At 55.5% G+C, this 25,133-nt stretch carries 23 protein-coding genes and 2 tRNA genes; 13 read left to right on the top strand and 12 right to left on the bottom strand.

The genetic code is table 11. The features are described 5' to 3' along the window. From K787_RS0109925 to K787_RS0109905, 5 genes are all read right to left on the bottom strand, one after another. Entirely contained in the window at nt 1-339 is a 339-nt protein-coding gene (locus K787_RS0109925) for a TusE/DsrC/DsvC family sulfur relay protein (protein ID WP_022962649.1), read from the bottom strand. Continuing rightward, entirely contained in the window at nt 336-635 is a 300-nt protein-coding gene (tusB, locus tag K787_RS0109920; protein WP_022962648.1) for a sulfurtransferase complex subunit TusB, read from the bottom strand. The genes K787_RS0109925 and tusB overlap by 4 nt, the downstream gene beginning before the upstream one ends. A 28-nt stretch (nt 636-663) precedes the next feature. After that, a complete protein-coding gene (gene tusC, locus K787_RS0109915; protein ID WP_022962647.1) occupies nt 664-1,017 on the bottom strand; it encodes a sulfurtransferase complex subunit TusC in 354 nt (117 codons plus the stop codon). A 1-nt stretch (nt 1,018) separates the two neighbouring features. Continuing rightward, complete coding sequence (tusD, locus tag K787_RS0109910) at nt 1,019-1,408, bottom strand: sulfurtransferase complex subunit TusD (protein WP_022962646.1); 390 nt, start codon at nt 1,406-1,408, stop codon at nt 1,019-1,021. Between the two features lie 64 nt (nt 1,409-1,472). Further along, nucleotides 1,473-2,138: a Bax inhibitor-1/YccA family protein gene (locus K787_RS0109905; RefSeq protein ID WP_028614803.1), complete on the bottom strand. Its 666-nt coding sequence runs from the start codon at nt 2,136-2,138 to the stop codon at nt 1,473-1,475. A 165-nt stretch (nt 2,139-2,303) separates the two neighbouring features. Between K787_RS0109905 and K787_RS0109900 the strand changes: the two genes are divergently transcribed. Then, a tRNA-Ser gene (locus tag K787_RS0109900) sits at nt 2,304-2,394 on the top strand. A gap of 190 nt (nt 2,395-2,584) precedes the next feature. On the opposite strand, the gene adhP is transcribed toward K787_RS0109900, so the two are convergent. Together adhP and K787_RS0109890 are read right to left on the bottom strand one after the other, a co-directional pair. Continuing rightward, nucleotides 2,585-3,616: an alcohol dehydrogenase AdhP gene (adhP, locus tag K787_RS0109895; RefSeq protein ID WP_022962644.1), complete on the bottom strand. Its 1,032-nt coding sequence runs from the start codon at nt 3,614-3,616 to the stop codon at nt 2,585-2,587. 68 nt (nt 3,617-3,684) lie between these two features. Further along, nucleotides 3,685-5,067, bottom strand: a complete 1,383-nt coding sequence (locus K787_RS0109890; protein WP_022962643.1) for an NAD-dependent succinate-semialdehyde dehydrogenase — start codon at nt 5,065-5,067, stop codon at nt 3,685-3,687. Between the two features lie 313 nt (nt 5,068-5,380). Between K787_RS0109890 and K787_RS0109885 the strand changes: the two genes are divergently transcribed. Beyond that, nucleotides 5,381-6,139, top strand: coding sequence for a Crp/Fnr family transcriptional regulator (locus K787_RS0109885; RefSeq protein ID WP_022962642.1), 759 nt, complete (start codon nt 5,381-5,383; stop codon nt 6,137-6,139). A gap of 275 nt (nt 6,140-6,414) precedes the next feature. On the opposite strand, the gene K787_RS0109880 is transcribed toward K787_RS0109885, so the two are convergent. Further along, nucleotides 6,415-8,349, bottom strand: a complete 1,935-nt coding sequence (locus K787_RS0109880) for a metallophosphoesterase family protein (RefSeq protein WP_022962641.1) — start codon at nt 8,347-8,349, stop codon at nt 6,415-6,417. Nucleotides 8,350-8,576: 227 nt separating this feature from the next. Next, on the bottom strand, nt 8,577-10,778 hold the full coding sequence (locus K787_RS0109875; protein ID WP_022962640.1) for a heavy metal translocating P-type ATPase: 2,202 nt from the start codon (nt 10,776-10,778) through the stop codon (nt 8,577-8,579). 77 nt (nt 10,779-10,855) lie between these two features. Here K787_RS0109875 and cadR point away from each other — a divergent pair, with 77 nt between their 5' ends. After that, nucleotides 10,856-11,314 (top strand): Cd(II)/Pb(II)-responsive transcriptional regulator, encoded by a 459-nt coding sequence (gene cadR / locus K787_RS22730; protein ID WP_022962639.1) that lies wholly within the window; start codon nt 10,856-10,858, stop codon nt 11,312-11,314. A 284-nt stretch (nt 11,315-11,598) separates the two neighbouring features. Further along, the gene (locus tag K787_RS0109865; protein ID WP_028614801.1) at nt 11,599-11,850 is read left to right on the top strand and encodes a YebG family protein; all 252 of its coding nucleotides are present in this window, start codon (nt 11,599-11,601) and stop codon (nt 11,848-11,850) included. 118 nt (nt 11,851-11,968) lie between these two features. Here the strand turns inward: K787_RS0109865 and K787_RS0109860 are convergent, their stop codons facing one another. The 3 genes from K787_RS0109860 to K787_RS0109850 all read right to left on the bottom strand — a co-directional run bounded on the left by K787_RS0109860 (nt 11,969) and on the right by K787_RS0109850 (nt 15,968). Then, nucleotides 11,969-13,192: an OmpP1/FadL family transporter gene (locus tag K787_RS0109860; protein ID WP_022962638.1), complete on the bottom strand. Its 1,224-nt coding sequence runs from the start codon at nt 13,190-13,192 to the stop codon at nt 11,969-11,971. Between the two features lie 128 nt (nt 13,193-13,320). Then, nucleotides 13,321-14,037: a 3'-5' exonuclease gene (locus tag K787_RS0109855; RefSeq protein ID WP_022962637.1), complete on the bottom strand. Its 717-nt coding sequence runs from the start codon at nt 14,035-14,037 to the stop codon at nt 13,321-13,323. Continuing rightward, on the bottom strand, nt 14,034-15,968 hold the full coding sequence (locus tag K787_RS0109850; RefSeq protein WP_022962636.1) for a putative nucleotidyltransferase substrate binding domain-containing protein: 1,935 nt from the start codon (nt 15,966-15,968) through the stop codon (nt 14,034-14,036). The genes K787_RS0109855 and K787_RS0109850 overlap by 4 nt, the downstream gene beginning before the upstream one ends. Nucleotides 15,969-16,096: 128 nt before the next feature. On the opposite strand from K787_RS0109850, the gene K787_RS0109845 reads away from it, so the two are divergent. The 9 genes from K787_RS0109845 to K787_RS25505 form a co-directional block, all read left to right on the top strand. Beyond that, a complete protein-coding gene (locus tag K787_RS0109845) occupies nt 16,097-18,022 on the top strand; it encodes a propionyl-CoA synthetase (protein WP_022962635.1) in 1,926 nt (641 codons plus the stop codon). Between the two features lie 122 nt (nt 18,023-18,144). Next, nucleotides 18,145-18,789 (top strand): UvrY/SirA/GacA family response regulator transcription factor, encoded by a 645-nt coding sequence (uvrY, locus tag K787_RS0109840; protein ID WP_022962634.1) that lies wholly within the window; start codon nt 18,145-18,147, stop codon nt 18,787-18,789. 2 nt (nt 18,790-18,791) lie between these two features. Beyond that, a complete protein-coding gene (uvrC, locus tag K787_RS0109835) occupies nt 18,792-20,621 on the top strand; it encodes an excinuclease ABC subunit UvrC (protein ID WP_022962633.1) in 1,830 nt (609 codons plus the stop codon). 33 nt (nt 20,622-20,654) lie between these two features. Beyond that, entirely contained in the window at nt 20,655-21,224 is a 570-nt protein-coding gene (pgsA, locus tag K787_RS0109830) for a CDP-diacylglycerol--glycerol-3-phosphate 3-phosphatidyltransferase (protein WP_022962632.1), read from the top strand. Nucleotides 21,225-21,286: 62 nt separating this feature from the next. After that, nucleotides 21,287-21,362: transfer RNA gene (locus tag K787_RS0109825), tRNA-Gly, on the top strand. A 224-nt stretch (nt 21,363-21,586) separates the two neighbouring features. Continuing rightward, complete coding sequence (locus K787_RS22725) at nt 21,587-23,395, top strand: tyrosine-type recombinase/integrase (RefSeq protein WP_022962631.1); 1,809 nt, start codon at nt 21,587-21,589, stop codon at nt 23,393-23,395. A 127-nt stretch (nt 23,396-23,522) separates the two neighbouring features. Beyond that, on the top strand, nt 23,523-24,104 hold the full coding sequence (locus K787_RS0109815) for a hypothetical protein (RefSeq protein ID WP_022962630.1): 582 nt from the start codon (nt 23,523-23,525) through the stop codon (nt 24,102-24,104). Continuing rightward, entirely contained in the window at nt 24,101-24,829 is a 729-nt protein-coding gene (locus K787_RS0109810) for a hypothetical protein (RefSeq protein ID WP_022962629.1), read from the top strand. Before K787_RS0109815 ends, K787_RS0109810 begins: the two co-directional genes overlap by 4 nt. Nucleotides 24,830-24,831: 2 nt before the next feature. After that, the coding region (locus K787_RS25505; protein ID WP_235801920.1) for a hypothetical protein at nt 24,832-25,133 on the top strand (302 nt) is incomplete at its 3' end.

Below are 25,133 nucleotides of genomic sequence, written 5' to 3'. Positions count from 1 at the left end.
TTAAAGACAGTTATCCGGCTTGGGCAAACCGGCGATCTTGCTCGCCAGTTTGGCCGGGCTGCCGGGGAACAGGCGTAGCAGATAAAGACTGCTGCCTTTGTCGACACCTAGTTGCTGGCCAATATATTTAACCAACGGGCGCATGGCTGGCGATAGCTGGTACTGCTGATAAAACTGCCGCAGCAGCCGAACGACTTCAAGATGTTCAGGACTGAGTTCAAGACCTTCGCGCTCGGCGAGAATGACTGCGACGGGCTCTGACCAATCGTCTAGATCAAGTAGAAAACCCTCTGGGTCCAGCGCTATACAGCGCTCGGCGAGCTGAATGCTGTGGTTCACCAGCTGACCACCTTGGGATACTCGCTACAGAGCCTAACCATACCGTTGTAATCGACCACCTTTACGCGGGCCGGCAGATCGTCCAAAGCCAGCCCGCGGGCCAGCATGTCGGATTCCAGCACATAGAGTTGCACAGAGGCAGGCAGTAGCCCAAGGCGACCGACCGAGGGGGAGTTAGGCAGTAGCGCGTAAATGGCTTCCTCTATCAACAGCAGTCCCTGCTGGCTGGCGAGTACGCGCAAACAGGTGGCAAAGCGATGATCCGTTTGGGGGGGGTGCCTGAGAATATGCAGCATGCGGTCTACCTGACTCCGATACAGGGGTTCACAACGATACTACCTGATCGTAATGCTCAAGCAGGCTGGCGATTTCGGCGCTGTCTACCACGCGGCTGTCCAGCAGGCATTGCCGGGCCTTGAGACCGCGCGCAGCCAGCGAATGCTGGCAAACCATCACATCTTCGACGCCGTAAAGCTCAAGCGCCTGCAGATTAGCCGACAGGGATTTTTGACCTGCGGCTTTTGCATCCTGACCTTTGAGCAGTTGGAGCACACCATCGTCCATAAACAGCAGTCCGGTGGGCACGCCAAAGGCCGTAGCAGCCAACACCAGGTCCAGCGCTTCACGGGCCGCCAGGCGGGCAGGGGGGTGGCAGCTGATAACCAGCAGGCTTTTCATGTCAGGTACCAAAGGTGACGGCCCGATCAGCCGTCTGCAGAACATCAACCCACTGGCCGAGGCCGGACAGGTCATAGGGCGTGCCGGTACTGGCTGCAGGCTTCTGCCAGCGCGTCGCTTCTGCGTCGTTTAGCACCCCACGGCGCAGAGCGGCCGCGATGCACACCACGGCATCAAGTTGTTGGCTGAGGATGAACTCACGCCATTGCGCGGAGATATCCTGTTCATCCTGCGGCTGCACGCTCAGGGCAGAAGCAATCTGCACCGCATCGCGATAGAGAAATAGCCGCGTGATCTGGTGGCCCGCCTGGATGACGGCACGTGCAAATTCCAGCGCACTACGGGCAGCTGGGTCCTGGGGGCCGGCTAGCAAAGTGATAGCAAAGTTCATGGTGGATACCCGGTCATGAAAAAGGCCCGCAATCAGCGGGCCTTTATTATAAACCCATCAAGGATCAATCTTCGCCGAAGATGCCCAGCAGGTGCAGCAGGCTGAGGAAGAGATTGTAGATGGAAACGAATAACGTGATCGTTGCCATGATGTAGTTGTCTTCACCACCGTGAATAATCGAGCTGGTCTGGTACAGGATGATAGCCGAAGAGAACAGTACAAAGCCGGCAGAAATGGCCAGCGAGAGCCCGCTGATATTCAGGAAGAAGCTGGCGACCACAGCACACAATAAGACAACAAAGCCCGCCATGATAAAGCCGGACAGGAAGCTGAAGTCTTTGCGAGTCAGAATCGCGTAAGCAGAGAGGGCAAAAAACACCATCGCCGTCATGCCAAGCGCCATGGCAACCAGAGATCCGCCGTTAGGCAGTGACAGGTAGGCGTTCAGGATCGGGCCTGTGGTGTAACCCAGGAAACCGGTAAATGCGAAGGTCAGCAGCAGGCCCCAGCCAGAATTACGCATCTTGGATGTCAGGAACAACAACCCGTAAAAGCCCACCAGCGTGATGATCAGGCCGGGGTGCGGTAGGTTCAAACTCATGGAAATGAACGCAACTACAGCGCTGAACGCCAGTGTTAGCGCCAACAGGCTATAAGTGTTGCGAAAAAGCTTGCTGACTTCAGCCTCATTCACGCCTGCGTGTTGCAGCGTAGTCTCGCGGTTTTGCATGTTCATCTTTGACGCTCCGGTAATAACAAAAAGGATGATCCCTCACTATTGACCCGATAATACCTGTTCAATGCGTCAAATCAAGGTTTTACGTGTGATGAATCATGTCAATTTGCGACCTTAGCCATTGACTAGCCAGAACTTTCCGGTAGTATTGCCGGCCGTGGAGGGATGGCAGAGCGGTTGAATGCACCGGTCTTGAAAACCGGCGTAGGTTAATAGCCTACCCAGGGTTCGAATCCCTGTCCCTCCGCCACATATAGCGTATTAAATGGGGTGCAGCGAAGAATTGTCGCTTTACCCGTTTAAATACCCGTCTAACAGAAAACGCTTTAGGTTTACTGCTAGACGCCGCAAGACAAAAAGGGGAGCCCATTGGCTCCCCTTTTTCTTTTTAGTGATCAGCCAGCCAAATGGGATGGCCATCAAGATAAGCTCGTTATAGCTTAATTCGAAAAGTCGATCACTACTCGTGAGGGTACATCGCCCTGTTCCAGACGCTCGAAGACGTGGTTGATGGCCGACAGTGGTTGCAACTCTATGTCGGCCTTGACCTTCCCTTCGGCGGCAAACGCCAGCGCTTCAGCCATGTCTTGGCGAGTGCCAACAAAGGAACCTCGAATGGTGATGCAGTTGGCGACGACGTCAAACAAGGGCGTCGGGAATTCTCCTGGTGGTAGGCCTACCAATACACAGGTTCCACGTTTGCGCACCATGGCAATGCCTTGATTGAAGGCCGTGAGCGAGGGGGCGGTGATTAATACGCCGTGTGCGCCGCCGCCAGTTACCTTAATAACCGCTTCGACGGCGCCTGGATGCTTGACGTTAACCGTGGCATCAGCGCCGAGTTGGGTAGCGTGAGTCAGTTTGCTGTCGTCTATGTCGACAGCGCAAACATGCAGGCCCAGCGCCTTGGCGTATTGAACGCCGAGATGACCGAGACCACCTACGCCTGAGATGACAATCCACTCGCCGGGTCTTGCGCCAGTTTCCTTGATGCCTTTGTAGGTGGTGATGCCAGCACAAATGAGGGGCGCGGCCTCTGTGGCAGATAGTCCGGCGGGTATGTGGGCTACATAGTTAGGGTCAGCGAGGATGTATTCGGCAAAGCCACCATTCTTGGTATAGCCGCCGAACTCGGCTTCGCCGCACACGGTTTCCCAAGCGGCAAGGCAGTGCTCACAGTGTCCGCAAGCTGAATAGAGCCATGGGACGCCAACCCGGTCGCCTTCTTTTACCGCAGTGACGCCCGTTCCCAGTGCAACCACAATACCGATGCCTTCGTGACCTGGAATAAACGGCGGTGTGGGTTTCAAGGGCCAGTCACCGCGTGCGGCATGTAGATCAGTATGGCAGACGCCACAGGCCTCTGTTTTAACCAGGATCTGGCCGGGGCCTGGAGTAGGAATGTCAACGTCTTGCAGGACAAGGCCTTGTCCGAATTCCTCGACAACGGCCGCTCGCATTTTTTTGCTCATGATTTAATTCCTTCGTAAAAGACTGTTTCAGTCAGAATTGCCTGGCTGTTCTATGATGAGTCCAACCCTTACTGTGGTGCGCTGAGGCTGGCCACACGCACTAACTTCTTGTTGACGAATTCTTGAATGCCCATGTTGCCGAGTTCGCGGCCATAGCCAGAGTTCTTTATGCCGCCGAAGGGCAGTTCTGGATCCGTCCAGTCGATGTTGTTGATGAACATCATGCCAGTTTCGACTTGGCTGGCGACACGCTTGCCACGTTCGATGTCTTGAGTGTAGACCGAACCGCCCAAACCAAAGTCGGAATCGTTTGCCAGTGCGATAGCCTGATCTTCATTTTCAACACGGAAAAACATCGCAACCGGGCCGAAGAACTCGCCGCGAAAAGCAGGATTGTCCGGGGTCACGCCGGTGAGGATGGTGGGTTGCATAAAGGCACCGGGGCGATCAATGCGTTTGCCGCCGATCAGTACCTTGGCGCCGTGAGCGACTGCAGTATCGACCTGTTTGAGCAAATCGGTCAGTGACGATTCGGTTGACAGCGGGCCGAGCGTGGTTTTCTCGTCCATGGGATCGCCGGCTTCAAGGGCGCTGAGGGCTGTCTGAAACTGATCAAGAAACTGATCTGCTAGTTCCTCGACCACGATAAAGCGTTTGGCCGCACAGCAGGTCTGGCCGGCGTTATACATGCGGCCCCAAACTGCCCACTTAACAGCGTTATCCAGGTCGGCGTCTTCGAGAACGATGAATGCATCGCTGCCGCCAAGTTCCATCGACGATACCTTGAGGTTTTGTCCTGCTTTAGCGGCAATGGCGCTGCCGGCCTCAAGACTGCCGGTCAAGGCCACTCCTTTGATCCTGGCGTCACTGACGAGCTTGTTGGATTGTTCGTGGGAGATGAATAAATTGGTATACAGACCAGCAGGGGCGCCAGCGTCCGCGAAAAGCTCATCAAAGGCGATGGCGCACTGGGGCACACAGCTAGCATGTTTGATCAGCAAGACGTTACCGGCCATCAGATGCGGACCGGCGACACGGGCTAATTGATAAAAGGGGAAATTCCAAGGTTCAACACAGAAGACCAGCCCAATTGGGCTGCTCTCCATATGCGCTTCGCCTTGAGTTGGGTCGAGTTTTACCGGTGCCAGGAAGCGCTCTGCGTTTTGCGCGTAGTAGGTAAGAATACGGGCGCTAAAATCCACTTCGGCGCGGGCTTCGTCGATGCGCTTACCCATTTCAAGGGTGGCAATTTTAGCGAATTCGTCGACGCGCGCGTGTAGCAGCTCGGCAGCCCTGGCCATAATGACGGCGCGTTCAGCGTAACTTTTTTGCCGCCAGACTTTATAGCACTCGGTAGCCGCCGCTACTTTCGCTTCAAGTTGCTGATCCGTCAGGGTGTCAAACGTCTGTTGAGTCTTGCCATTGTAGGGGTTAACGCTTTGATAGCTCATGATGCAACGCTCCAGATGATGGGTGTGGTCAGCGGTGCTGACGCTCGATCCGTATTTGGCTATTGCTGATCTTGGTCAGAGCTTAATCCTTTCGATACAGGGCGTCGGTGCGTTAACACACAGTCGCGGAGTAAGCGTTTGCGTGGGGGTGGATTGCCCGCGGCAGCTTCGACAGGCGCTGGATAAAGGTTATTCGCATAAGAAGCCCAACAGGTTCAGTATGGACAGCTCACTCTGTACGCTACCGAACGTAGCCTGGGGGTGTCCGGCGTATACACCTCAATTAAGTTGATTTTTTCGGATGGATTCCGCTATGCCCGAGTTATCACGACCGCAAACAAATCGTTTGCTGGCGGCCCTACCTATCGAGTCTCAACAGCGCTTGTTCGACCATCTTGAGCTGGTTTCACTGCCCCTGGGTCAGGTTATGTACGAGCCTGGCGAGACGATGCGTTATGTGTACTTTCCTACTGATTCGATCATTTCCCTGCTCTATGTAATGGAAAGTGGTGCCTCTGCGGAAATATCTGTAGTGGGTAATGAAGGGCTGGTAGGCATCGCTTTATTCATGGGAGGTGAGAGCACGCCGAGCCGCGCTGTAGTGCAAAGTGGTGGCTTTGCTTTTCGGCTTTTGGCGCAACGGCTAAAGGATGAGTTTAATCGCCACGGCGAGATGCTGGTGCTGATGTTGCGCTACACACAGGCCCTAATCACGCAGATGTCGCAAACGGCGGTTTGCAACCGTCATCATTCAATTGATCAGCAGTTGTGTCGCTGGTTATTGCTGTCTCTGGATCGTCTGCCAAGTAATCAGGTATCCATGACCCAGGAGCTGATTGCGAACATGCTTGGCGTACGCCGTGAAGGCGTCACCGAGGCCGCGGGCAAGTTGCAGAAGCTGGGTGTGATCGAGTACCGGCGCGGCAATATTCGGGTGCTTGATCGTCCCAAGCTTGAGCAGCTCAGTTGTGAGTGCTATGCCGTTGTGAAAAAGGAAACAGATCGCCTGATGTCCTATCGTCCTGGTATTGCCTTGCAAGACCAGCTAGCTTCGAGTCTGGAGAATGCATGAGGTTAACGTCATCTCCACCGTCGCGGTTTCTCGCTGGCTACTGAGTTGTGTACGTTGTTCTTCAAGTTGCCGGGGTTCTGCCAGTGCTCGCGGGGGAGGCGTAATCTGCAACTTGAGCCCTTTCCGCATTACTGATAGCCGATTCCACACCTTTTAGTGCGTTGGTGGGTGGCAGTGCTGGAGTAGCGCAGGCACTTAGAAGCAGCAGACCGCACCTGCCAAAGCAGGTGCGGGAGTAGCGCCAATAAAATAAGCTGAGAAGAGCTGAAACAGCCTTAGCGCTCAATCAAAGCATAGACGCCGTCCTGGTCCAGTTTGGCCCAGACATGCTGAACACCCACCGTCACTAGCCCCATGGCCGCAGCACAGCTGGCATCCACGTCGTTGGGCAGCCCCGTCAGGTAGCTGGCGTCGTAGCTCTGTTGGCTAATGCATTCAGCCGTTACCACTGGTGCCCATTGTTCAGACTGAGCATTCCAGCGCCCGAGTGTGATGTGCTCGGGGTTCATATTGGCCGCCAGATTAAACTGCAGCACATAGTCATCGCCACGGGCATCATCATCCAGAATCCAGTTGCTGTTAACCCGTTCGGCAGGCAAAACCACCGGTTGCTTACCCAGTTCACTGCCATCGCCATAACTACCCGGCAAGCCGGTGTCGGTTTCAAGGTTCTTTGGCACACCACGGGCGTTGATATAGGTACCATCCTGTCCCTGGATACCGCTGATGATCAAACTATCTGAAAGGGCTCCGGCAAAGGTATCAACCCAACTGAGCGACAGTTGTTTTTTCAGGTCGATGGTGGTCTCGCGAATCTGCACTTCTTCGTCCGCTGTACCCGCATTAATCAGTCGAACACGCTGGCTGTTGTTCAGGTTCGGACTGTAACTGGCGTGGGGAATATGCAACCAACGGTAGTAACGCGCGGCCAGCGCCGTATTGCTGGTAGCTGTGTTGATGCCCGGTTCGACGTCCGTTGTCCGGGTACGCGTTTCGTAGCGATTGAAGATATTGTTCTCGCCGTCAATGATCTTCGCTTCAAACCCGTTCGCCGAGACGCAGGCGTTGGTTTTATAGCGTTTGTCATGGGTCATATTCAACTGATTGCCTGCCGGGATGCTGGATGGAAACACGATCTTGTCACAGCGCTCAGTTGTGCGGCTGAAACGGTCGACCAGCTTCCAGTCCGGGCTTGCCAGTTCTTTCATGCCATCTTCGTTGGCAGTGATGGTGTGGTTTTCGAAATAAGACGCGTAGTCGACCCGGTCACCGCTAAAGTTGAGGATGGAGGCGTTCACATCCAGTTCGCCGGTGGCGCCGGAGTCATTAACCTTGACCATTACCACGTTCTGGATCTGTTCACTTTCACCGAAACGGCTGTCATAGCCCTTGTAGGACGCGCTGCCACTGACAATTTCGGTGTAGTGTCCACCGAAATTGCCGGATATCAGGCTGCGTGTATAACTGTGCTCATGGCCGGCAATGTAGATAACGTCGTTATCAGCAAATAGCTGACGATAATCTTCGTGAACCTGCAGGAATTGCTGATCTGAAGCTGAGGTGTCATAGGCTTCTACTGCTTTTTCGCGGATGTAACCGTAGCGCGAGCCAACCATGGTGTTATGCGTTGATACGATGATGTGGTCGACATCGGCACGATGCGTCTCGATCATCTGCCGAACAAAGTCGTAGGTGAACGGCATATGGCCATAGGAAATATTGATGATCAGAACATTGTCGCGCACCAAGGCATAGGTTTTGTATTCCTGCCCGGGCATATGCATGGCATCCGCAGGCACCAGATCTGAAACGTTATCGACCCAGTCCAGGTCGGTACCTTTGATATCGTGGTTGCCCTGCACCGGCAGCAGAGTAAAGTCATTTTTATAATCTTCTGCCACGCTACGCCATTGTGCGTATTCGGCAGGGGTGCCAGATTCAGACAGGTCGCCAACCACCAGTACCACGTCCACATCCTGCTCCCGATAAAACTCCAGCAATGCGCGCATGGGATGGATGGAAGTATTAAAACCGCCGCCCTGGGTATCGGGCAAAACCCCTACCTTCAGGCTTGTTACCTCGGCTACGGGAGGAGGCGTGACCGGCGGGGTAGTCGGCGCATCGTCAGAACTACTGCTGCCGCTGGATAAGCAGCCGCCAAGCAAGCTACTGCCAAGAAGTAAACCAATACAGCTATACCGTAATGTCATTTTTGCTCTCGATATGAAATAGTCGGAGCGCAATATGCTCTTGAAATGCTGTGAATCTATAGCGTCGCAGCGGTGACTCTTTTGTGGATTTTTTCTTACGCTCAGGCGGCATTTATAAGTCTTGGACGCCGTATCCTGACGGACCAGCGCCGGGGCTTTTGAACCGGTATGGCAGGTTTTGCTAGCGGCTTAAAGCTCACTCTCAGCAGTGAAGTGCGTGAGCACGCTCATTTGCGCAACAAGCGCAGCCCATTCAACACCACCAGTAGGCTCACTCCCATATCGGCAAACACCGCCATCCACATGGTGGCGTGACCGGTCAGGGTGATCAGCAGAAACACGGCCTTGATACCGATAGCCAGGCCAATATTCTGCTTGAGCACCGCACTGGTTTGACGGGAAATACGTATAAATGCAGGGATTTTGCGTAAGTCATCGTCCATGATCGCGACATCGGCAATGTCCATCGCGGTGTCGGTGCCTGCGGCGCCCATGGCGAAGCCTACGTCGGCGCGTGCCAGCGCTGGTGCATCATTGATGCCGTCCCCTACCATGCCCACCGTACCCTGATGGTTGATCAGGGTCTCAATAGCCTTGAGCTTGTCGGTGGGCAGTAGGTCACCCTGGGCGTCGTCGATGCCAACCTGGGCGGCAATGGCTTGGGCGGTATGGATGTTGTCGCCAGTCAACATCAGGGTTTTCACGCCCAGTTGATGAAGCTCGGCAATGGCGGTCTGGCTGCTGTGCTTGACCGTATCGGCTACGGCGAACAATGCCAGCGCTTGGGTCTCATCGGAGAGGATGACGACCGTTTTCCCCTGTCGCTCCAGCTGCAAGAGTCTCGTTTCTATTGCTGCCGAACACATGCCCAGCTCTTCCAGCAGCCGATGGTTGCCCAATTGGTAGCGATGCCCATCAATGCTGCCGTGTACGCCGAGCCCGGCCAGTGCGGCAAAATCGTCGACTTCCAGCATGGCTACCGCCTGCTCGGCGGCCTGGGTGGCGATGGCCTGCGATACGGGATGGTCCGAGCGCTGTGCTAGGCTGGCTGCGGTTGCCTGATAGTCTTCAGGCGCGCCTTTGCCTAACTTCAGGAAGTCGGTTTGCACCGGCGTACCATGGGTGATGGTCCCGGTTTTATCCAGGGCCAGATGGGTGATTTTGCCGCCCGTTTCCAGGTACACGCCGCCCTTGATCAGAATGCCTTTACGGGCCGCTGCGGCCAGCCCGCTGACGATGGTCACCGGCGTTGAAATCACCAGCGCGCAAGGGCAGGCCACCACTAGCAGCACCAAGGCGCGATAAACCCAATCAAACCAGTTGCCGCCCATAAGCAGCGGCGGCACTATGGCTACAGCTATCGAGAGTAGCAGTACGGCGGGTGTGTAGATGATGGCGAAGCGGTCGACGAAGCGCTGCGTCGGTGCCCGCGCTCCCTGGGCTTCTTCAACCGCATGGATGATACGGGCCAGGGTGGAATGGCTGGCTGGTGCGGTAACGCGGTATTCCAGTTCTCCTGCCTGGTTGATGGTGCCTGCGAAAACCGGGTCGCCAACGACTTTGTCCACTGGAAGGCTTTCACCGGTAATCGGGGCTTGGTTGATCGTTGAGCTGCCTTTGACTACCTCGCCATCGAGACTGATGCGTTCGCCTGGGCGCGCCCGGACTCTACGGTCTATCGACACGTCTGCCACGTCTGTTTCGGACCAGCTACCGTCAGCCTGCTGCACTGTCGCTCTTTCCGGCGTCAGGCTCATCAGTCCGCGAATGGCATTGCGTGCACGGTCCAGGGATCGGGCTTCGATCAGCTCGGCGATAGCAAAGAGGACCATCACCATGGCTGCTTCTGGCCATTGTCCGATGAGAATCGCTCCGGTAACGGCGATGCTCATCAGCGCATTGATATTGAGGTTGCGATGTTTGAGGGCGATCCAGCCTTTTTTGTACACAGCCAATCCGCAGATCAGTACGGCGGCAATGGAGATCAGTGCCACTACCCATTCAGGCGCCAGTTCGGTGAAGTGCAGTATTTCGGCCGCGACTGCGGCCACCCCCGACAGACCCAGCCGCCACCACTGGATATTTCCCGACGGGGTAGGCTGGCTGGCATCTGTCGCGTCTGCTGCAGCTACAGGGGTGAACCCAAGCTCCCGAATAGCGCCCAGGGCCGGAGCCAGGGAGTCAGGCTCATGCTTGATAGTCAGGGTGCGCTGTAACAAGTTGAACTGGAGGCCGGTAATGCCCGGCATTCCCGACAGGCTGTCGGTAATCAAGCTTTGCTCGGTTGGGCAATCCATCTGCTCAATGCGAAATTTGCTGGCGTGGGCGCCTTGCTCCGCAGCTGCGGAGTCTGCGCTGTTGCCGTCACTGGCCGCAGGCTCACTGCAGGCGGAACGGGTTTCAGCTGTGTTGTTGCAACAATCTGCCATAGTCGGGGTCTCCTTTGCTCTTGCGTAGTGAACACCCTATAGCCACTATAGGGTCAAGCCTTTTGCGGGAGACGATGATGAAAATCGGTGAGCTGGCAAAAATGACCCGCTGTCAGGTTGTGACGATTCGCTACTATGAAAGCGCAGGCCTGCTACCGCCACCTAGGCGCAGCGAGGCAAATTATCGCGTCTATGACGCTGTACATGTCGAGCGTCTGGCGTTCATCCGCAACTGTCGAGCCCTTGATATGACGCTGGATGAGGTGCGGCAGTTGTTGAGCTTTCGGGATCATCCGGCGGATGATTGTGGCGGCGTGAACGAGTTGATCGACCAGCATATTGAGCATGTGGCAAGCAAGATTGCTGCGCTGCAGGCTCTGAAGAAGCAGCTGAGCGCCTTGAGAAAGAGCTGTACCGAAGGCCGAGAAGCGGCGTACTGCGAAATACTGCAGCGCCTTACCATCACCGGCAGCAGGGCCCTATCGCCGAATCACAAGGCGGCATGCGGTACGACTAGGCCCTGTAAGGCAGGCTAAGAAGGCAGAGCGACTGGCCGGCGCGAGCGCGGCGCTGTCAGGCGCGATGGATTGGCCGCTCATCGGCGTGTCACTCAATGTGGCTATCATTCATGGCTGCTCGTGACAGCCTCCAGAGGTTTCATCTTTTGGCGTGCGCTATAGAGCGCCTACGGACGGGGCACTGTTTTCGCCAATTCGATTCTCCCATCAGCCTTTAATACTGTATTGATATACAGTATAGTGCTGTAACCCGGCACCTTGCGATAGGTGTCGAGGCATCCATTCAGCCTGAAGGTACCACTATGGCCGTTGAAGTTGTTTACCGCAGTAGCAGAGACCCGGAGCAGTTGTTCATGGATAAAGCCGAAGCCGACCGCCACGATAAGATGCTTGAGCTGGCAGAAACCTTGGGCGATGTCCTGCAGAAGGCAGTGCCGTCGTTGGGTGAAAAGACCGCAGAAGAAGTGAGCCTGTTCATGGCCCAGCACCGCGATGCGTTTGCCAAAGCGTTCAAGAACAATCTTGAGGCTTTGACGGAATTGATTCCGAAGTGAGGAGGCCGCGCGGACAACCGCTTTATACCGGTTGCTCTATCGGCTTTGCACAGTAAAAGTCAAAAAAGCGCCTCCACGAAGACGAGACGCTTTTGTTCAGGCACAGATCAACAGATCATCAATAGCGGTAGGTCACCTGTGTAGCCAGACCGTGGGCACTGTTACGGTAGTCCGAGCTGTAGTCCGCATAGCTGACGCTTGCCTTGTCTTCACGCAGATAAGCGTACGCGACGTCCAGCGTCAGGTTGTCGGTAGCTTCCCAGCCGGCGCCCAGTGACAGCACCTTGCGGTTCCCCACCGGGATACGTACGGTGCGATCGGCATCGGTAGTGGGGGAGCGGTCGAACGCAAGGCCCGTGCGTAGCACCACTTTCGGTGTGATCTGGTAGGCAGCACCGAAGGCGAAGGCCCAGGTATCCGACCAGTTAAGCTCTTCCTCAATGGTGCCGAACGGCCCGGGGCCGCCTTGATTCTCAATGACCAGTTGGTCGAACTGGCTCCAGCGTGTCCATGTGGTGCCGGCGTACAGAGTCAAGCGTGCATCGTGGGCATAGGTCAGAGAGACATCGACCGATTCCGGCGTGGTGACGTCCAGAGTGGCGTCGTATTTGCCACTGAGCGATGCCGGGGCGTCCGAGATCCGGGTTCTTCCTTCGAGTGTGTAGTCAACACTCGAGTGGTAGGTGACACCTAGTGCCACGCGGTCAGACAGGTCAACCAGCACGCCGGCATTGAAGCCGTAACCGATGTCATCACCTTGAATATTCACATTGCCATCGCTCGCGCCGAGCGCTACTGCGCTGGTCAGAGTACCCTCGAGATGATTGATGGTAGGGCCAAAGCCGACCGAAATACGGTCGTTAATGCGGTAGCTGAGGGTAGGCTGCAGGGTCACCACCTGCACTTCGCTTTTCAGTCCGTGATAACGGCCCTGAAAGCGGTCTTCGTAGTCGCTGATCACACCAAAGGGCACATATACGCCCAGACCGAAATGCCAGTCTTCATTCAACGGTCTGACGTAATAGCCGAAGGGGATGGCCGCAAAGGGCACCATGTCGCCGTCGTTGCTACCTGACGCAATACTGCTGGCATTGCTGATGTCGGTATTGGCGTGAATAACAGCAAAACCACCGCTGACCTCGACACGATCCAGTTTGGACATGCCGGCCGGGTTGCCGAATACAGTGCTGGCATCTTGCGCGGAGGAGGAGCGTCCAGCAAAGCCCGTACCCATGCTGCTGGCACTCTGTTCATTGATGGCTACGCCGTTGGCTGCGGCCTGAGTAGAGGCCGCGGCAACAGCAAACGCAAGTGCTGCTCTATAGGTTGTTCTTTTAATCATTTAAAACTCCGGGGTTGTTTGGGTCGCGGAGGCTACCGACGCCTCGGACACAAAGCAAACCCCAGTGTTCAACTTTTTTTTCTAAAACAACGGTTTATCAAGATGAATAGCGGATTGCTGGAGGAATATTAGATGCCGCCGAGACGCGCGCGCTTGAGTTTTCGCCAATGACCAAGGCGGGTATAAAGCGTGGCCAGGTCATGAATGCCCTGGGAGCGAGCTTTGCTCAGCAGTATCAGCGTGATTTCGGCCGTGGCCAAGGCATCGGCTGCGGCGTTGTGACGCTGACTGTTATTGAGCTGGAAATGGGTCTGCCAGTCATCCAGACCACCGCGCCCAACTTTGGCATCAGGGCAGAGCATCGGTGCCATTTCCGCTACGTCGATAAACTTGTGTTGCAGCCGATAACCCAAATCCTGACGCAGACTTCGCCCTAGCATGCGTTGGTCAAAGGCTGCGTGAAAGGCGAGAAAGACGCACTCTCCGGCGAACTCCATAAAATCGAGCAGCGCGTCCTGAGGCTCCATGCCTTGAGCCACCTCGCTCGGTGGTATGCCGTGGATAAGAATAGCCTCGGTCACCTTGTGGTTAGCCCGGTACAGCGTGCACTCGTACTGGGTGCCCATGTCAACGGCGCCACGCTCGATTACCACCGCACCAATCGACAGCACCTTGTCACGCTGGGTATCCAGGCCGCTGGTTTCAAGATCCACAACGACCAGCTTGGTTTCGTGCAATGGCGTATCGTCCAGCGGTTGCGGTAATGGCAGGTGGTCGCGGCGGTCACGCTGTGCATCACTGACATGGACGGTTCGGCGTCCCGGCAACCAGCTTAACGGACTCATAGTTGATACCTCAGGGCTAGACTCGCCTGCAGTCTTTTCGCCTGGCGGAATGATTCGCGCAAAATACGGCGGTCTAGGTGGTTGAGCGTGTCCGGGTCAATACGATTGCTGAAAGGCAGGCCCTGCCGGTCTTGCAATTGATGTTGTTGCATGCGAATCAGTTGAATAAAGTGATAAGCCTCCTCGTAAGCGGCGGCATCCTTGGCGTCAATGACGCCGCGTTCGCTGAGCTGGCGAAAGCGCTCCAGCGTATTGCACTCTGCAATACCGTGGGCAAGCGCTAGCAGTCGCGCGCCGTCGACAAAGGGCATCAGACCCTGTTTCTTCAAATCCAGCGTATCTTTTTCCGCACCGCTGCGCGCTACCACAAAGTCACGGAAGCGCCCAATGGGCGGTCGCTGTTCCAGTGCGTTGTGGGCAAGCATGTGCTGGAACAACTCATTGCTGCTCACTTTGGTGAGCACCCCGGCGAACAGTTTTCGTGCGCCGTCATCGTCGCCCCACACCACACGACAGTCGAAAAAAATGGAGGAAGACATCAGGTTTATGGGCGTCGTTGTGTGAATAAACTGATCGAATCGCTTGTCCCATTCTTGCCTCGACAGACACAGCTCGGGGTTACTGGCCATGATATTGCCCTGGCACAGGGTAAAACCACATTCGGCCAGGCCTTGGGTGATTTTCTCGGCCAGGGGTAGCAACAGACCGCGCATTCGGGAAGCGTCGGCGGCATCGTCAGCCTCGAACAGAATGCCGTTGTCCTGGTCGGTGTGTAATGTCTGCTCGCGGCGTCCTTCACTGCCAAAGCACAGCCAGGTAAAGGGGACACCGGGGTCGCCGTGTTCCTGGATGCACAGCTCAATCACCCGACATACAGTATGGTCGTTGAGCAGGGTGATGATGTGGGTAATCTGAGTGGAAGACGCGCCATGGGCCATCATGCTTTCGACCAGTTGGCGGATATCGGTGCGTAATGCCGCCAATGTACTGATCCTGCTGGATTGGCGGATGGTCCGCGCCAGATGGACCAGGTCGACGCGCTGCAGTGAGAACAGGTCGCGCTCGGACACCACGCCGACCAGCCGATCCTGATCCACTACGCAAATGTGGGCTATGTGTCGACCCGTCATCGCGATGGCTGCGTCGAATGCGGACGCGCCAGGGGACAGATAAAAGGGCGGGGACGACATGACCTTGTTTATGGGGTCTTCCATGTCGACTTCACCGAGCGCTACGACCTTGCGCAGATCTCGCAGGGTAAAAATGCCCAGCGGTTTTTCCTGTTCGTTAACGATGACAATACTGCCGACGTTGGCCAAATGCATGTTTCTGACAGCATCACGGATGGGTAACTCAGCTGTGCAACTGATAGGGCTGCGCACCGCAAGATCACCAAGCCGGGTATCCAGCGAGTATTGTGACCCTAGATTTTCCGCGGCCTGCATTTGCACCTGTTGATTCACCTGGTCAAGCAGGCTGCTAACGCCGCGCAGGGCAAAGTCGCGAAAAGACGCGGACATGGAAAACAGCCTGGCAAAATCTGCTCTGGGTAATGCCAGGCAGAAAGTGTCGCTGCCAGCTAGGTGCTCAGTACGGGTACCACGCTCACCGATCAGTGCGGCAAGCGGGAAGCATTCGCCCTGGGAAATCTCAAAGGTGGTCTCTGGGGTGTCCTGCCCCGACAACAGGCGTTCACCTCTAACCAAGCCCTGTTTGACGATATAAAAGTGCTTTACCGTCCCATCCTGGGGGCGGATGATGGCTTCGCCGTTGGCGAAAAAGCGTAGCTGGCAATGCTCGACCAAAAAGGCCAAATGATGCGTTTCCATGAGATTGAATGGCGGATAGTTCAGCAGAAAGGTCATGGTGCCGTGCACATTCTGCATCACTGCTGTTTTGCCTACCGCGGCGAAGGAATCATCCTTACTCATGAGCATGACCTTTTTGTATGTGTGGTAAGTATGGCTAGGCTGCTGCCGAGCACCCATCCGACGTAAGTCTAGTTCCCTTATAAACGCTGTGGTTTAGTCTGACGGCAAAATAAGAGGATAGATTACTAATGCCTTCGTCAAACGTGCACCCGGCAACTTACCGTCAGGCCTATACGCAGGCCAGTCAAGAACCAAACGTTTTTTGGGCTGAGCAGGCGGCAGGTATTGCCTGGCACACGCCACCAACCGCCATTGTGCAGCAAGATGCTGAAGGCAACTATCAGTGGTTCGCTGACGGCCGGCTGAATACCGCGTGGTTGGCGGTAGATGCCCATGTACTGGCGGGGCAAGGCGAACAGACGGCGCTGATTTACGACTCTCCGGTGACCCAAAGCAAGGCGCGCATCAGCTACCGTGACTTGGCCGGGCGGGTAGCACAGTGTGCCGGGATGTTGCGTGGTCTGGGTGTGGCGAAAGGCGACCGAGTCATCATCTATATGCCGATGATCCCTGAAGCGGTAGTCGCGATGCTGGCTTGCGCACGCCTGGGTGCGGTGCATTGCGTGGTATTCGGCGGCTTTGCCGCGCACGAGCTGGCCGTGCGTATTGATGATGCACAAGCGGATATTATTCTCACCGCATCCTGTGGGGTAGAAGTCGATCGTATCATCCCCTACAAGCCGTTGGTGGATGCCGCGATCAATGAGGCAACCCATCCCATTAGGCACTGCGTGGTCTATCAGCGGCCACAATGCCGTGCGGAGCTTTACAGCGATCGCGACCTGGAATGGCAGCGCGCCTTGGCCAATGCCGAGCCCGCTGACGCGGTGCCGGTGCTGGCCGGCGATCCGCTCTACATACTTTACACCTCAGGCACTACCGGCAAACCCAAAGGGGTGGTGCGCGATCACGGCGGGCACGCAGTCGCCATGCGCTACAGCATGCAAAGGGTTTATGACATGCAGCCCGGCGACGTGTTCTGGGCTGCGTCAGACGTAGGCTGGGTGGTTGGCCATTCCTATATTGTTTACGGGCCGCTGCTGGCTGGCTGCACCACTGTGCTTTACGAGGGCAAACCGGTTCGCACGCCTGATGCAGGGGCTTTCTGGCGCGTGTGCGCCGAATACGGCGTCAAGGCACTGTTTGCCGCGCCAACGGCGTTCCGCGCTATCCGCAAGGAAGATCCGCAGGCTCTTCTGGCCCATGCTGCTGATTTATCCAAGCTTGAGCGGCTTTACCTGGCTGGCGAGCGTTTGGATCCGCCTACTTGGGCCTGGCTTGAGGAACATTTCCAGCGCCCGGTGATCGACCATTGGTGGCAAACCGAAACCGGTTGGGCAATCGCTTCCAACCCTGCAGGTTATGGGCTTCAAACTCCGAAAATGGGTTCTGCCACCTGGCCAATGCCAGGCTTTGAGGTGGCGATACTCGACGATGAGGGGCAACCGCTTGGCGCCGGAGTCCAAGGCAATATTGCATTGAAGATGCCATTGCCACCCGGGTGTCTGACCGGAATATGGGGCAACCCAGCACGCTTTCGCGAAGGCTATCTCAATACCTTCCCTGGGTACTACCAATCCGGCGATGCCGGTTACCTGGACAGTGAGGGGTATCTGTTCGTCATGGGCCGTACCGATGACATTATCAACGTGGCAGGGCACCGGTTATCGACAGGTGAAATGGAAGAGGTGCTAGGCGCCCATAGCGCGGTGGCAGAATGCGCGGTCATTGGTATCCCTGATGAGCTCAAAGGTGAGCTGCCTCTAGGGTTGGTAGTGTTGAAAAACGATGTGGATATTGACCCGGGCACGCTCAGTGCGGAATTGGTGGCGATGGTCCGCCGCGACATTGGCGCGTTGGCTTGCTTTAAAGGGGCATTAATCGTCAAGCGTTTACCGAAAACCCGATCAGGCAAGATACTGCGGCGAATCATGCGCCAGATGGCGGCAGGAGAGCCTTTCGCGGTGCCCTCAACCATCGACGACCCGGCTTGTCTGGACGAACTGACTGCGCAACTGGGCAGCGCCGATACCAAGATCAGCCGTTCCCCTTGACCCGCTGATTTGCTATGGTACGCCCTATTGAATATAGGCCGAGCTTGTGCCGGCCAATCTGCCTGAACTGGATACCGGGCAGTTTTTGAAATGCCGCTCGCTCAACGCACAAGGGGTCGGATTTGATCAAGGTATTGGTAGTAGATGACCATGATCTGGTACGCATGGGCATCAGCCGAATGCTCAGTGATGTGCCCGGTCTTAGCGTTGTAGGTGAAGCCGATTCCGGAGAGGCAGCAGTCACCCAAGCCCGCCTATTGAAACCCGACGTAGTGTTAATGGACGTTCGCATGCCGGGCATCGGGGGTCTTGAGGCCACTCGCAAACTCCTGCTGCACGACAAGCATCTGCGCATCATTGCCGTTACTGTTTGTGACGAGGAGCCTTTTCCTACGCGTTTGATGCAGGCTGGCGCCGCCGGATATGTGACCAAGGGCGCGGCCCTGGATGAAATGGTCACGGCCATTCGCCAAGTGGCGAACGGGCAGCGCTACATCAGCCCAGAAATAGCCCAGCAATTGGCCCTCAAGGCATTTGCCCCCGCCTGCAACTCGCCCTTCGACAATCTTTCCGAACGCGAGATGCAGATCGCTTACATGATTGTCAGCTGTGAGAAGGTTCAGAATATCGCCGATAAGCTATGCCTGAGCCCGAAGACGGTCAATACATACCGCTACCGGTTGTTCGATAAGTTGAACATCAGCAGTGACGTCGAGCTGACGCTGTTGGCCGTGCGCCACGGCATGGTTGACGCCATCCCCCGTTGAGCATGAGCCTGCCTGCTTTCGATCCCAGCGCCTTTCTTTCGACTGCCAGCAACAAGCCTGGCGTATACCGCATGTTCGATGCTCAAGGCGAGCTGTTGTATGTCGGCAAAGCCAAACACCTGAAAAAACGTCTTTCCAGCTATTTTCGCAAAACCGGGCTGAGCCCCAAGACTGCCGCGCTGGTAGCCCGTATCCAGCAGATCGACACCACCATTACGGCTAATGAAACTGAAGCGCTTTTGCTTGAGCAGAGCCTGATCAAGGCGTCCAGGCCACCTTACAACATTCTGTTACGCGACGATAAGTCCTACCCTTATGTGTTCTTGTCCAGCCAGGACAGCTTCCCCAGACTCGGGCTGCACCGGGGTACGAAGAAGCTCAAGGGACGTTATTTCGGGCCCTATCCCAGCGCTGGCGCGATTCGTGAAAGCCTGAGTCTGCTGCAAAAAACTTTCAAGGTCCGCCAGTGCGAGGACAGCTATTACCGCAACCGCACAAGGCCTTGCCTGCAGCACCAGATCCATCGTTGCAAGGCTCCTTGCGTCGGATTGGTTGACGAGCAGGAGTATGCCGAAGATGTGCGCCACTCGATCATGTTTCTCGAGGGTCGCAGCAATGCGCTAGCCGACGAACTCGGCAAGACTATGGAGTTAGCCGCAGAACAGCTTGATTTCGAACGCGCCGCGGAACTACGCGACCAGATGGCGCTGCTACGTCGGGTGCAGGATCAGCAAAGCATGGACACCGAGCAGGGCAACGTGGATATCGTAGCTGCGGCAGTCTCACCCGGCGGCGCTTGTGTTCACGTAGTAATGGTGCGCCAGGGCCGAGTGCTCGGCAGCAAGAATCACTTTCCGCGCGTACCTATCGAGCAGACGCCGGGCGAGGTGCTGGCAGCGTTTCTGCCCCAGTACTATTTGGGCGGCGCAGAGCGTGAGCTCCCTGGGGAGATTATCGTCAACGCCGAGCACGAGGATATGCCCGTTATCGCCCAGGCCTTGGCCCAGGCGCGCGGGCATAATCTGAGCATAAGCCATCGCGTCAGAGGCACACGCAGCCGCTGGCAAAGTCTAGCGGTCAATAATGCCGATCTGGCTCTGGCGGGCATGCTGGCGAACCGTCAGAACGTGCAAATCCGCTTTGACGCCTTGCAGGAAGCCCTGCAGCTTGCCGAGCGGCCAACACGCCTGGAGTGTTATGACATCAGCCATTCCAGCGGTGAAGCTACTGTCGCCTCCTGTGTGGTATTCGGCCCTGAGGGGCCACTCAAAAGCGACTACCGACGCTTCAATATCGAAGGCGTGACCGCCGGTGACGACTATGCCGCGATGCGCCAGGCTTTGACTCGGCGCTTCAGCCGTATCAAGGAAGGGGAGGGCAAGATGCCTGATATTCTTCTGGTTGATGGCGGCAAGGGACAGATGTCGATGGCCCTGGAAGTGCTGCAAGAATTGGCCATTCACGGCCTGACGTTGGTCGGTGTTGCCAAAGGGGTTACACGCAAGGCCGGTATGGAGACGTTGTATCTGAATGATCCGCACAATGAATTGGTCCTTCCGGGCCATTCTCCCGCACTGCATTTGATTCAGCATATACGCGATGAGGCGCACCGCTTTGCCATTACCGGGCACCGCGCCAGGCGCGGCAAAGCGCGTAACACCTCGCCCCTTGAAGGCATAGCGGGCGTAGGTCCCAAGCGCCGCCGGGAACTGCTGAAGCACTTTGGTGGCTTGCAAGAATTAAAGCGTGCCAGCGCGGCGGAAATAGGTAAGGCGCCCGGCATCAGCAAAAAACTTGCAGAACAGATTTATGCTGCGCTGCATAGCGACTAGAATGCGTCATTAGACAGAGGTCGCTAATTACTCATGAACATACCGAATATTCTGACATTGCTACGGGTCGCGCTGATCCCTATCTTTATATTGTTTTACTACTTACCTTTTCACTGGTGTTATCTGGCCGCCGCGATTGTATTCACCGTGGCCAGCGTGACTGACTGGCTGGACGGCTACCTGGCACGCAAATGGGAGCAGAGCACGCCTTTTGGTGCTTTCCTGGACCCGGTGGCGGACAAACTCATGGTTGCGGTCGCACTGGTGCTGCTGGTGCAGAGTCATGCCAACTTCTGGGTAACCGCCCCGGCGATGGTCATCATCGGACGCGAGATCGTTATCTCGGCGTTACGGGAATGGATGGCCGAGCTGGGTAAGCGCGCGCACGTGGCGGTATCGCAGTTAGGCAAATACAAGACCGCGGCGCAGATGGTCGCGTTGATCGTATTGCTGGCCAATCCGCCGCTAATCAGCAACTGGGTGGTCCTTGGCTACGTGCTGCTGATGATATCTGCGGTGCTGACGTTCTGGTCAATGTATGTTTATCTGCGGGCTGCCTGGCCGTATATGAGCATGCATGCTGTGCAAAAGAGCGACAAATAACTTTTTCCGAATCAATGACTTGACAGGCCCGCGCAGGGCGATAGAATAGGCGCCGTTCCAAAGCGGGAATAGCTCAGTTGGTAGAGCACGACCTTGCCAAGGTCGGGGTCGCGAGTTCGAGTCTCGTTTCCCGCTCCATATTATGATCTACAGACTTCCATAGAGGTCTGTAAGTCATTGAAAAAATAGCGAAAGCTTGTTTTTTCATTCCAGTGAAATCCATCGAATTCTACCCCTGTATAAGGCTTTTAAGTCCTTTTTTAAGTCCATTTATACGGGTATCGGTGGTTGCGGTTAGTTGCTGGGAGGAAATGGGGGATGTGGTGATGATCGGGTTCTGACTCTACATAGGAGCTGGAATCATGGCACTCTCTGATCTCACTATTCGCCAAGCCCGGACGACGGGCAAAGACTATACCCTTCCTGATTTTGATGGTCTTTCATTGGCCATATCCGTCGTGGGCGGCAAATCCTGGCATTTCCGATACTACTGGGTTTCCAGACAAAAACGCATGTCTCTGGGCAGCTATCCAGAGATCAGCCTCCGAGAGGCTCGCTCACTACGTGATGAAGCACGCGCCCTCGTAGCAAAAGGTATCAACCCCAAAACCGACCGCAAACTGAGACTTCAAAACACGATCCTGGCGGAGAAGAACAGTTTCAAGGCTGTCTATTTGTTGTGGTTGGCACACCGCAAGCTGGAGCTCAAGGAGGGGAGGCAAAGCACTCTTTCTCAGATTCAGCGGGTCTTCGCCAAGGACGTACTGCCTCGCCTGGGCACCATTTCCATTTTTGATATCCGTCGTCCAGACTTGCTGGATGTATTGGCCAGGATAGAGCGGCGCAGAGCATTCTCGATTGCCGAAAAGGTGCGCACCTGGTTAAGGCAGTTATTCCGCTATGCAATGGTCAAGCTTGAAGGGGTGGAAAGTAATCCTGCATCCGACCTGGAGGCGGTTGCTATTCCCAAACCGCCGGTGGCCAATAACCCCTTTTTGCGATTGCCTGAAATACCCGAGTTGTTACGTAGGCTGCGTCATTATAGTGGCAGAACAACCACACAGCTCGGTGTTCGGTTACTGTTGTTAACGGGAGTACGAACCGGCGAGTTGCGCCAAGCGACCCCTGAGCAGTTTGATTTGGAGCAGGGGCTGTGGATTATTCCGCCCGAGGCGGTCAAGCAGCTTCAAAATGACATGCGTAAGAAGAAGAGGCGGCCCAAGGATATCCCTCCCTACATCGTGCCACTTCCTGTTCAGGCGATTGAGATCGTTCGCTATCTACTTGAGCAGGTCAAACCTGCACAGCGAAATTTGCTTGCACAATGCAGCGATTTGAAAAGACGTATCAGCGAGAACACGCTGAACGCTGCCTTGATCCGCATGGGTTACAAAAACCTCCTTACCGCTCATGGTATCCGAGGCACCCTTTCAACAGCACTCAACGAGATCGGCTACCCCAGGACATGGGTGGATGCCCAGCTTTCGCATGCGGATCCCAATAAAGTCAGTGCTACCTATAATCACGCCCTGTATGTAGAGCCTCGCCGTAGAATGATGCAGGATTGGGCTGATCGGCTCGACTTGTTGGAGCAGGGCGATGTGCAAGCAGCCAGTACACATTTGACTATTCGTATCGATGGGATTCCGATAGTGGATGAAGGGGCAGTAGCTTCTGCGGCCATGGCAAGGCCAGATGCGTCTCAGATTCTGTTGTCGTCTGTTACGGAGAACTCTAGCAAGCACCTTTCAGCGGTCTCCGCCCAGCACGGGTCAGTTTCAGTGGGGGAGGTACCTGTTTCGGATATCCAGCGGGAACGATTGGAAATGCTCGAAGCCTATGAGGCTCCTCATAATCTTCAAGTGGTCCAATTCGCCAAGCTGGCAGGTAAGTCTCGAGACCAGGTCAATCGCGAGATCAAGGCCGGGAAGCTGCTGACTTTAAGCGTGGGTAACCGTGGCCAGCGTATTCCCGACTGGCAACTCGATCCAGTCAAGCTCAGGCTGACACAAGCAACGATGGTGGAGGGTGGTTGTGAATCTAATTCGTGGCATCTTTATCGTGCGTTGCTTCGGCCCTGCGAGCAGTTGCGGGGGAAATCACCCGTGGAAGCCGTCTTCAGCAATAATATCCATAAAGTGACTAGGGTGGTTCAGGATGCACTTAGATGATTGTTTTCTTGCTGTCGTAACGGATGATGTGCTTCTATAAGGTTACTAGCCACGCCGGGTGTTGAGCCGCATCGGCAAGCCTGTCCGGTTGGCGGTTGGCGGTTGGTCAGTAGGAACAGAGGGCTGCTTGATCGTGGATCTTTTGGATATTCCATTGCCCCGTCGCGATGAACCACTCTTGATTCCTTGGCCTGTACAGGGAAATCCAAGTGGATTTATTCGGTTCGACCACGCAGAGCAATGGCGTTCCTTTATTGTCAATCTTGGCCTTGACCTTCGCATTCCTCTGGTGGTGCGCAAAAAATATGCTCGTGCACAGAAGCTCTACTTGCTTGGATGGATAGACGCAGATTTAATCAAAGCTGGTGAGCTAGTTGCTTTGACTGCGCTGGAGTTGACGTTGGTTGACCGCTATGGCGGATATTTCAAGAAGAATGACCGAAATTTCGCTGGCTTGCTCCGGCATTTAGCAACTGGCGATGACCTGGACGATGCGCAAATACCGCTTGCGGTTCGCTGCGGCAGCACTGCCATCGGCCAGCTTACTGGAGCTACCATCCCCACATTAGCCCAAATCCGAAATTCGATGGCCCATGGCGACCCATTCGACGGGCTTCCGTTTGCTGGCCTTCTTGAACTAGTGCGTGATCTGATTACCTTCGCGTACCGCCACTTCATCGCGGAGCATAGCCGTGGAGTGAGTGTATGAGCGTATTTCGCTGGAAGAACTGCTACGCCGATGTTGCGGCATCGAAGCATGGAATCAGTGCGCAATCATTCTTTGATGATGTAGTCGTCCCGGCAATCCAAACCCTTGAAGATAAAATTGTTGTCCTTGGTCGTAGCGGTGATCCCGGCGATGCTTTCGCCCAATCAGACGCGGAAGATGTGCTCCAGGTAACCAAGATGGCTTTTGCTCTGTCTATTCAGTCCGTCTGGGAACGCCAATTGCGCGGCTACCTATGTGGATGTGTCAAGGAACTGCGGCCGAACGACAACTTGGCCTCCAAGGTGGAGCGTGGGGACTGGAATAGGCTTTGCGAACTGTTCCTTGATCTGCGTGGAATAAGCCTCGAAGCTTTTCCGAGTTTTGATGAGTTGGATACGCTTCATCTGCTCGGCAACGCTTGTCGGCACGGTGATGGTCGATCTGCCATTGAGCTAGCTACACGTTGCCCCGACTTGTGGCGCGACTATTCGCCAATTTCGTTAGATGATGTCTCGCATGAAGTTGCGCATCCGCCTGTCGCATTGATGGATATATCCATCAATCGCCTTCAGGCATTTGTCGCTGCAATCGTCACCTTCTGGGATGACGCGGAATATATCTACAACGAGAGTATTGAGAGAAAGCATCCCAGCCTCCAAGCCAGGCTTGTGCGGGAGCGTGCTGAGCGAAGTTGGCGACCACAGGCCGTAGATGGTCGTGCCTAATAATGATCGTAGATCAGCAACTTCTCGATGCCTTGGCCGCTTTATGGCGTATCCCGTCACCAGGGCCTGACAATCAATTGTCTGCACCGGCCTTCACAGCGTTGAGCGAACTATGTGCTCAACGCTACGGCGGTGGCAGAGCCGTCTTTGCATTGAGTAATGCACTCAGGTCACTTGGCCTTCCATGTGGGCAGCATTTTAAATGCACAGGGGCCTGGGTTCGATTTGTCGACGGTGGCGACGAAACTAGTCGAAGCTTATTCACGAACAACGACAGTTCGGCACTGTCAATGGCCATTAATTT

This window comes from Halopseudomonas pelagia CL-AP6, assembly GCF_000410875.1.
Taxonomy (GTDB): domain Bacteria; phylum Pseudomonadota; class Gammaproteobacteria; order Pseudomonadales; family Pseudomonadaceae; genus Halopseudomonas; species Halopseudomonas pelagia.
Note: the sequence above shows the minus strand (reverse complement) of the source record. Positions and strands in the feature narration are given on the sequence as shown.

Excerpts from the sequence above, each read along its gene's own strand:
- tusB (WP_022962648.1), bottom strand. The coding sequence starts at position 635 with ATGCTGCATATTCTCAGGCACCCCCCCCAAACGGATCATCGCTTTGCC.
- tusC (WP_022962647.1), bottom strand. The coding sequence starts at position 1,017 with ATGAAAAGCCTGCTGGTTATCAGCTGCCACCCCCCTGCCCGCCTGGCG.
- tusD (WP_022962646.1), bottom strand. The coding sequence starts at position 1,408 with ATGAACTTTGCTATCACTTTGCTAGCCGGCCCCCAGGACCCAGCTGCC.
- K787_RS0109905 (WP_028614803.1), bottom strand. The coding sequence starts at position 2,138 with ATGCAAAACCGCGAGACTACGCTGCAACACGCAGGCGTGAATGAGGCT.
- adhP (WP_022962644.1), bottom strand. The coding sequence starts at position 3,616 with ATGAGCAAAAAAATGCGAGCGGCCGTTGTCGAGGAATTCGGACAAGGC.
- K787_RS0109890 (WP_022962643.1), bottom strand. The coding sequence starts at position 5,067 with ATGAGCTATCAAAGCGTTAACCCCTACAATGGCAAGACTCAACAGACG.
- K787_RS0109885 (WP_022962642.1), top strand. The coding sequence starts at position 5,381 with ATGCCCGAGTTATCACGACCGCAAACAAATCGTTTGCTGGCGGCCCTA.
- K787_RS0109880 (WP_022962641.1), bottom strand. The coding sequence starts at position 8,349 with ATGACATTACGGTATAGCTGTATTGGTTTACTTCTTGGCAGTAGCTTG.
- K787_RS0109875 (WP_022962640.1), bottom strand. The coding sequence starts at position 10,778 with ATGGCAGATTGTTGCAACAACACAGCTGAAACCCGTTCCGCCTGCAGT.
- cadR (WP_022962639.1), top strand. The coding sequence starts at position 10,856 with ATGAAAATCGGTGAGCTGGCAAAAATGACCCGCTGTCAGGTTGTGACG.
- K787_RS0109865 (WP_028614801.1), top strand. The coding sequence starts at position 11,599 with ATGGCCGTTGAAGTTGTTTACCGCAGTAGCAGAGACCCGGAGCAGTTG.
- K787_RS0109860 (WP_022962638.1), bottom strand. The coding sequence starts at position 13,192 with ATGATTAAAAGAACAACCTATAGAGCAGCACTTGCGTTTGCTGTTGCC.
- K787_RS0109855 (WP_022962637.1), bottom strand. The coding sequence starts at position 14,037 with ATGAGTCCGTTAAGCTGGTTGCCGGGACGCCGAACCGTCCATGTCAGT.
- K787_RS0109850 (WP_022962636.1), bottom strand. The coding sequence starts at position 15,968 with ATGAGTAAGGATGATTCCTTCGCCGCGGTAGGCAAAACAGCAGTGATG.
- K787_RS0109845 (WP_022962635.1), top strand. The coding sequence starts at position 16,097 with ATGCCTTCGTCAAACGTGCACCCGGCAACTTACCGTCAGGCCTATACG.
- uvrC (WP_022962633.1), top strand. The coding sequence starts at position 18,792 with ATGAGCCTGCCTGCTTTCGATCCCAGCGCCTTTCTTTCGACTGCCAGC.
- pgsA (WP_022962632.1), top strand. The coding sequence starts at position 20,655 with ATGAACATACCGAATATTCTGACATTGCTACGGGTCGCGCTGATCCCT.
- K787_RS22725 (WP_022962631.1), top strand. The coding sequence starts at position 21,587 with ATGGCACTCTCTGATCTCACTATTCGCCAAGCCCGGACGACGGGCAAA.
- K787_RS0109810 (WP_022962629.1), top strand. The coding sequence starts at position 24,101 with ATGAGCGTATTTCGCTGGAAGAACTGCTACGCCGATGTTGCGGCATCG.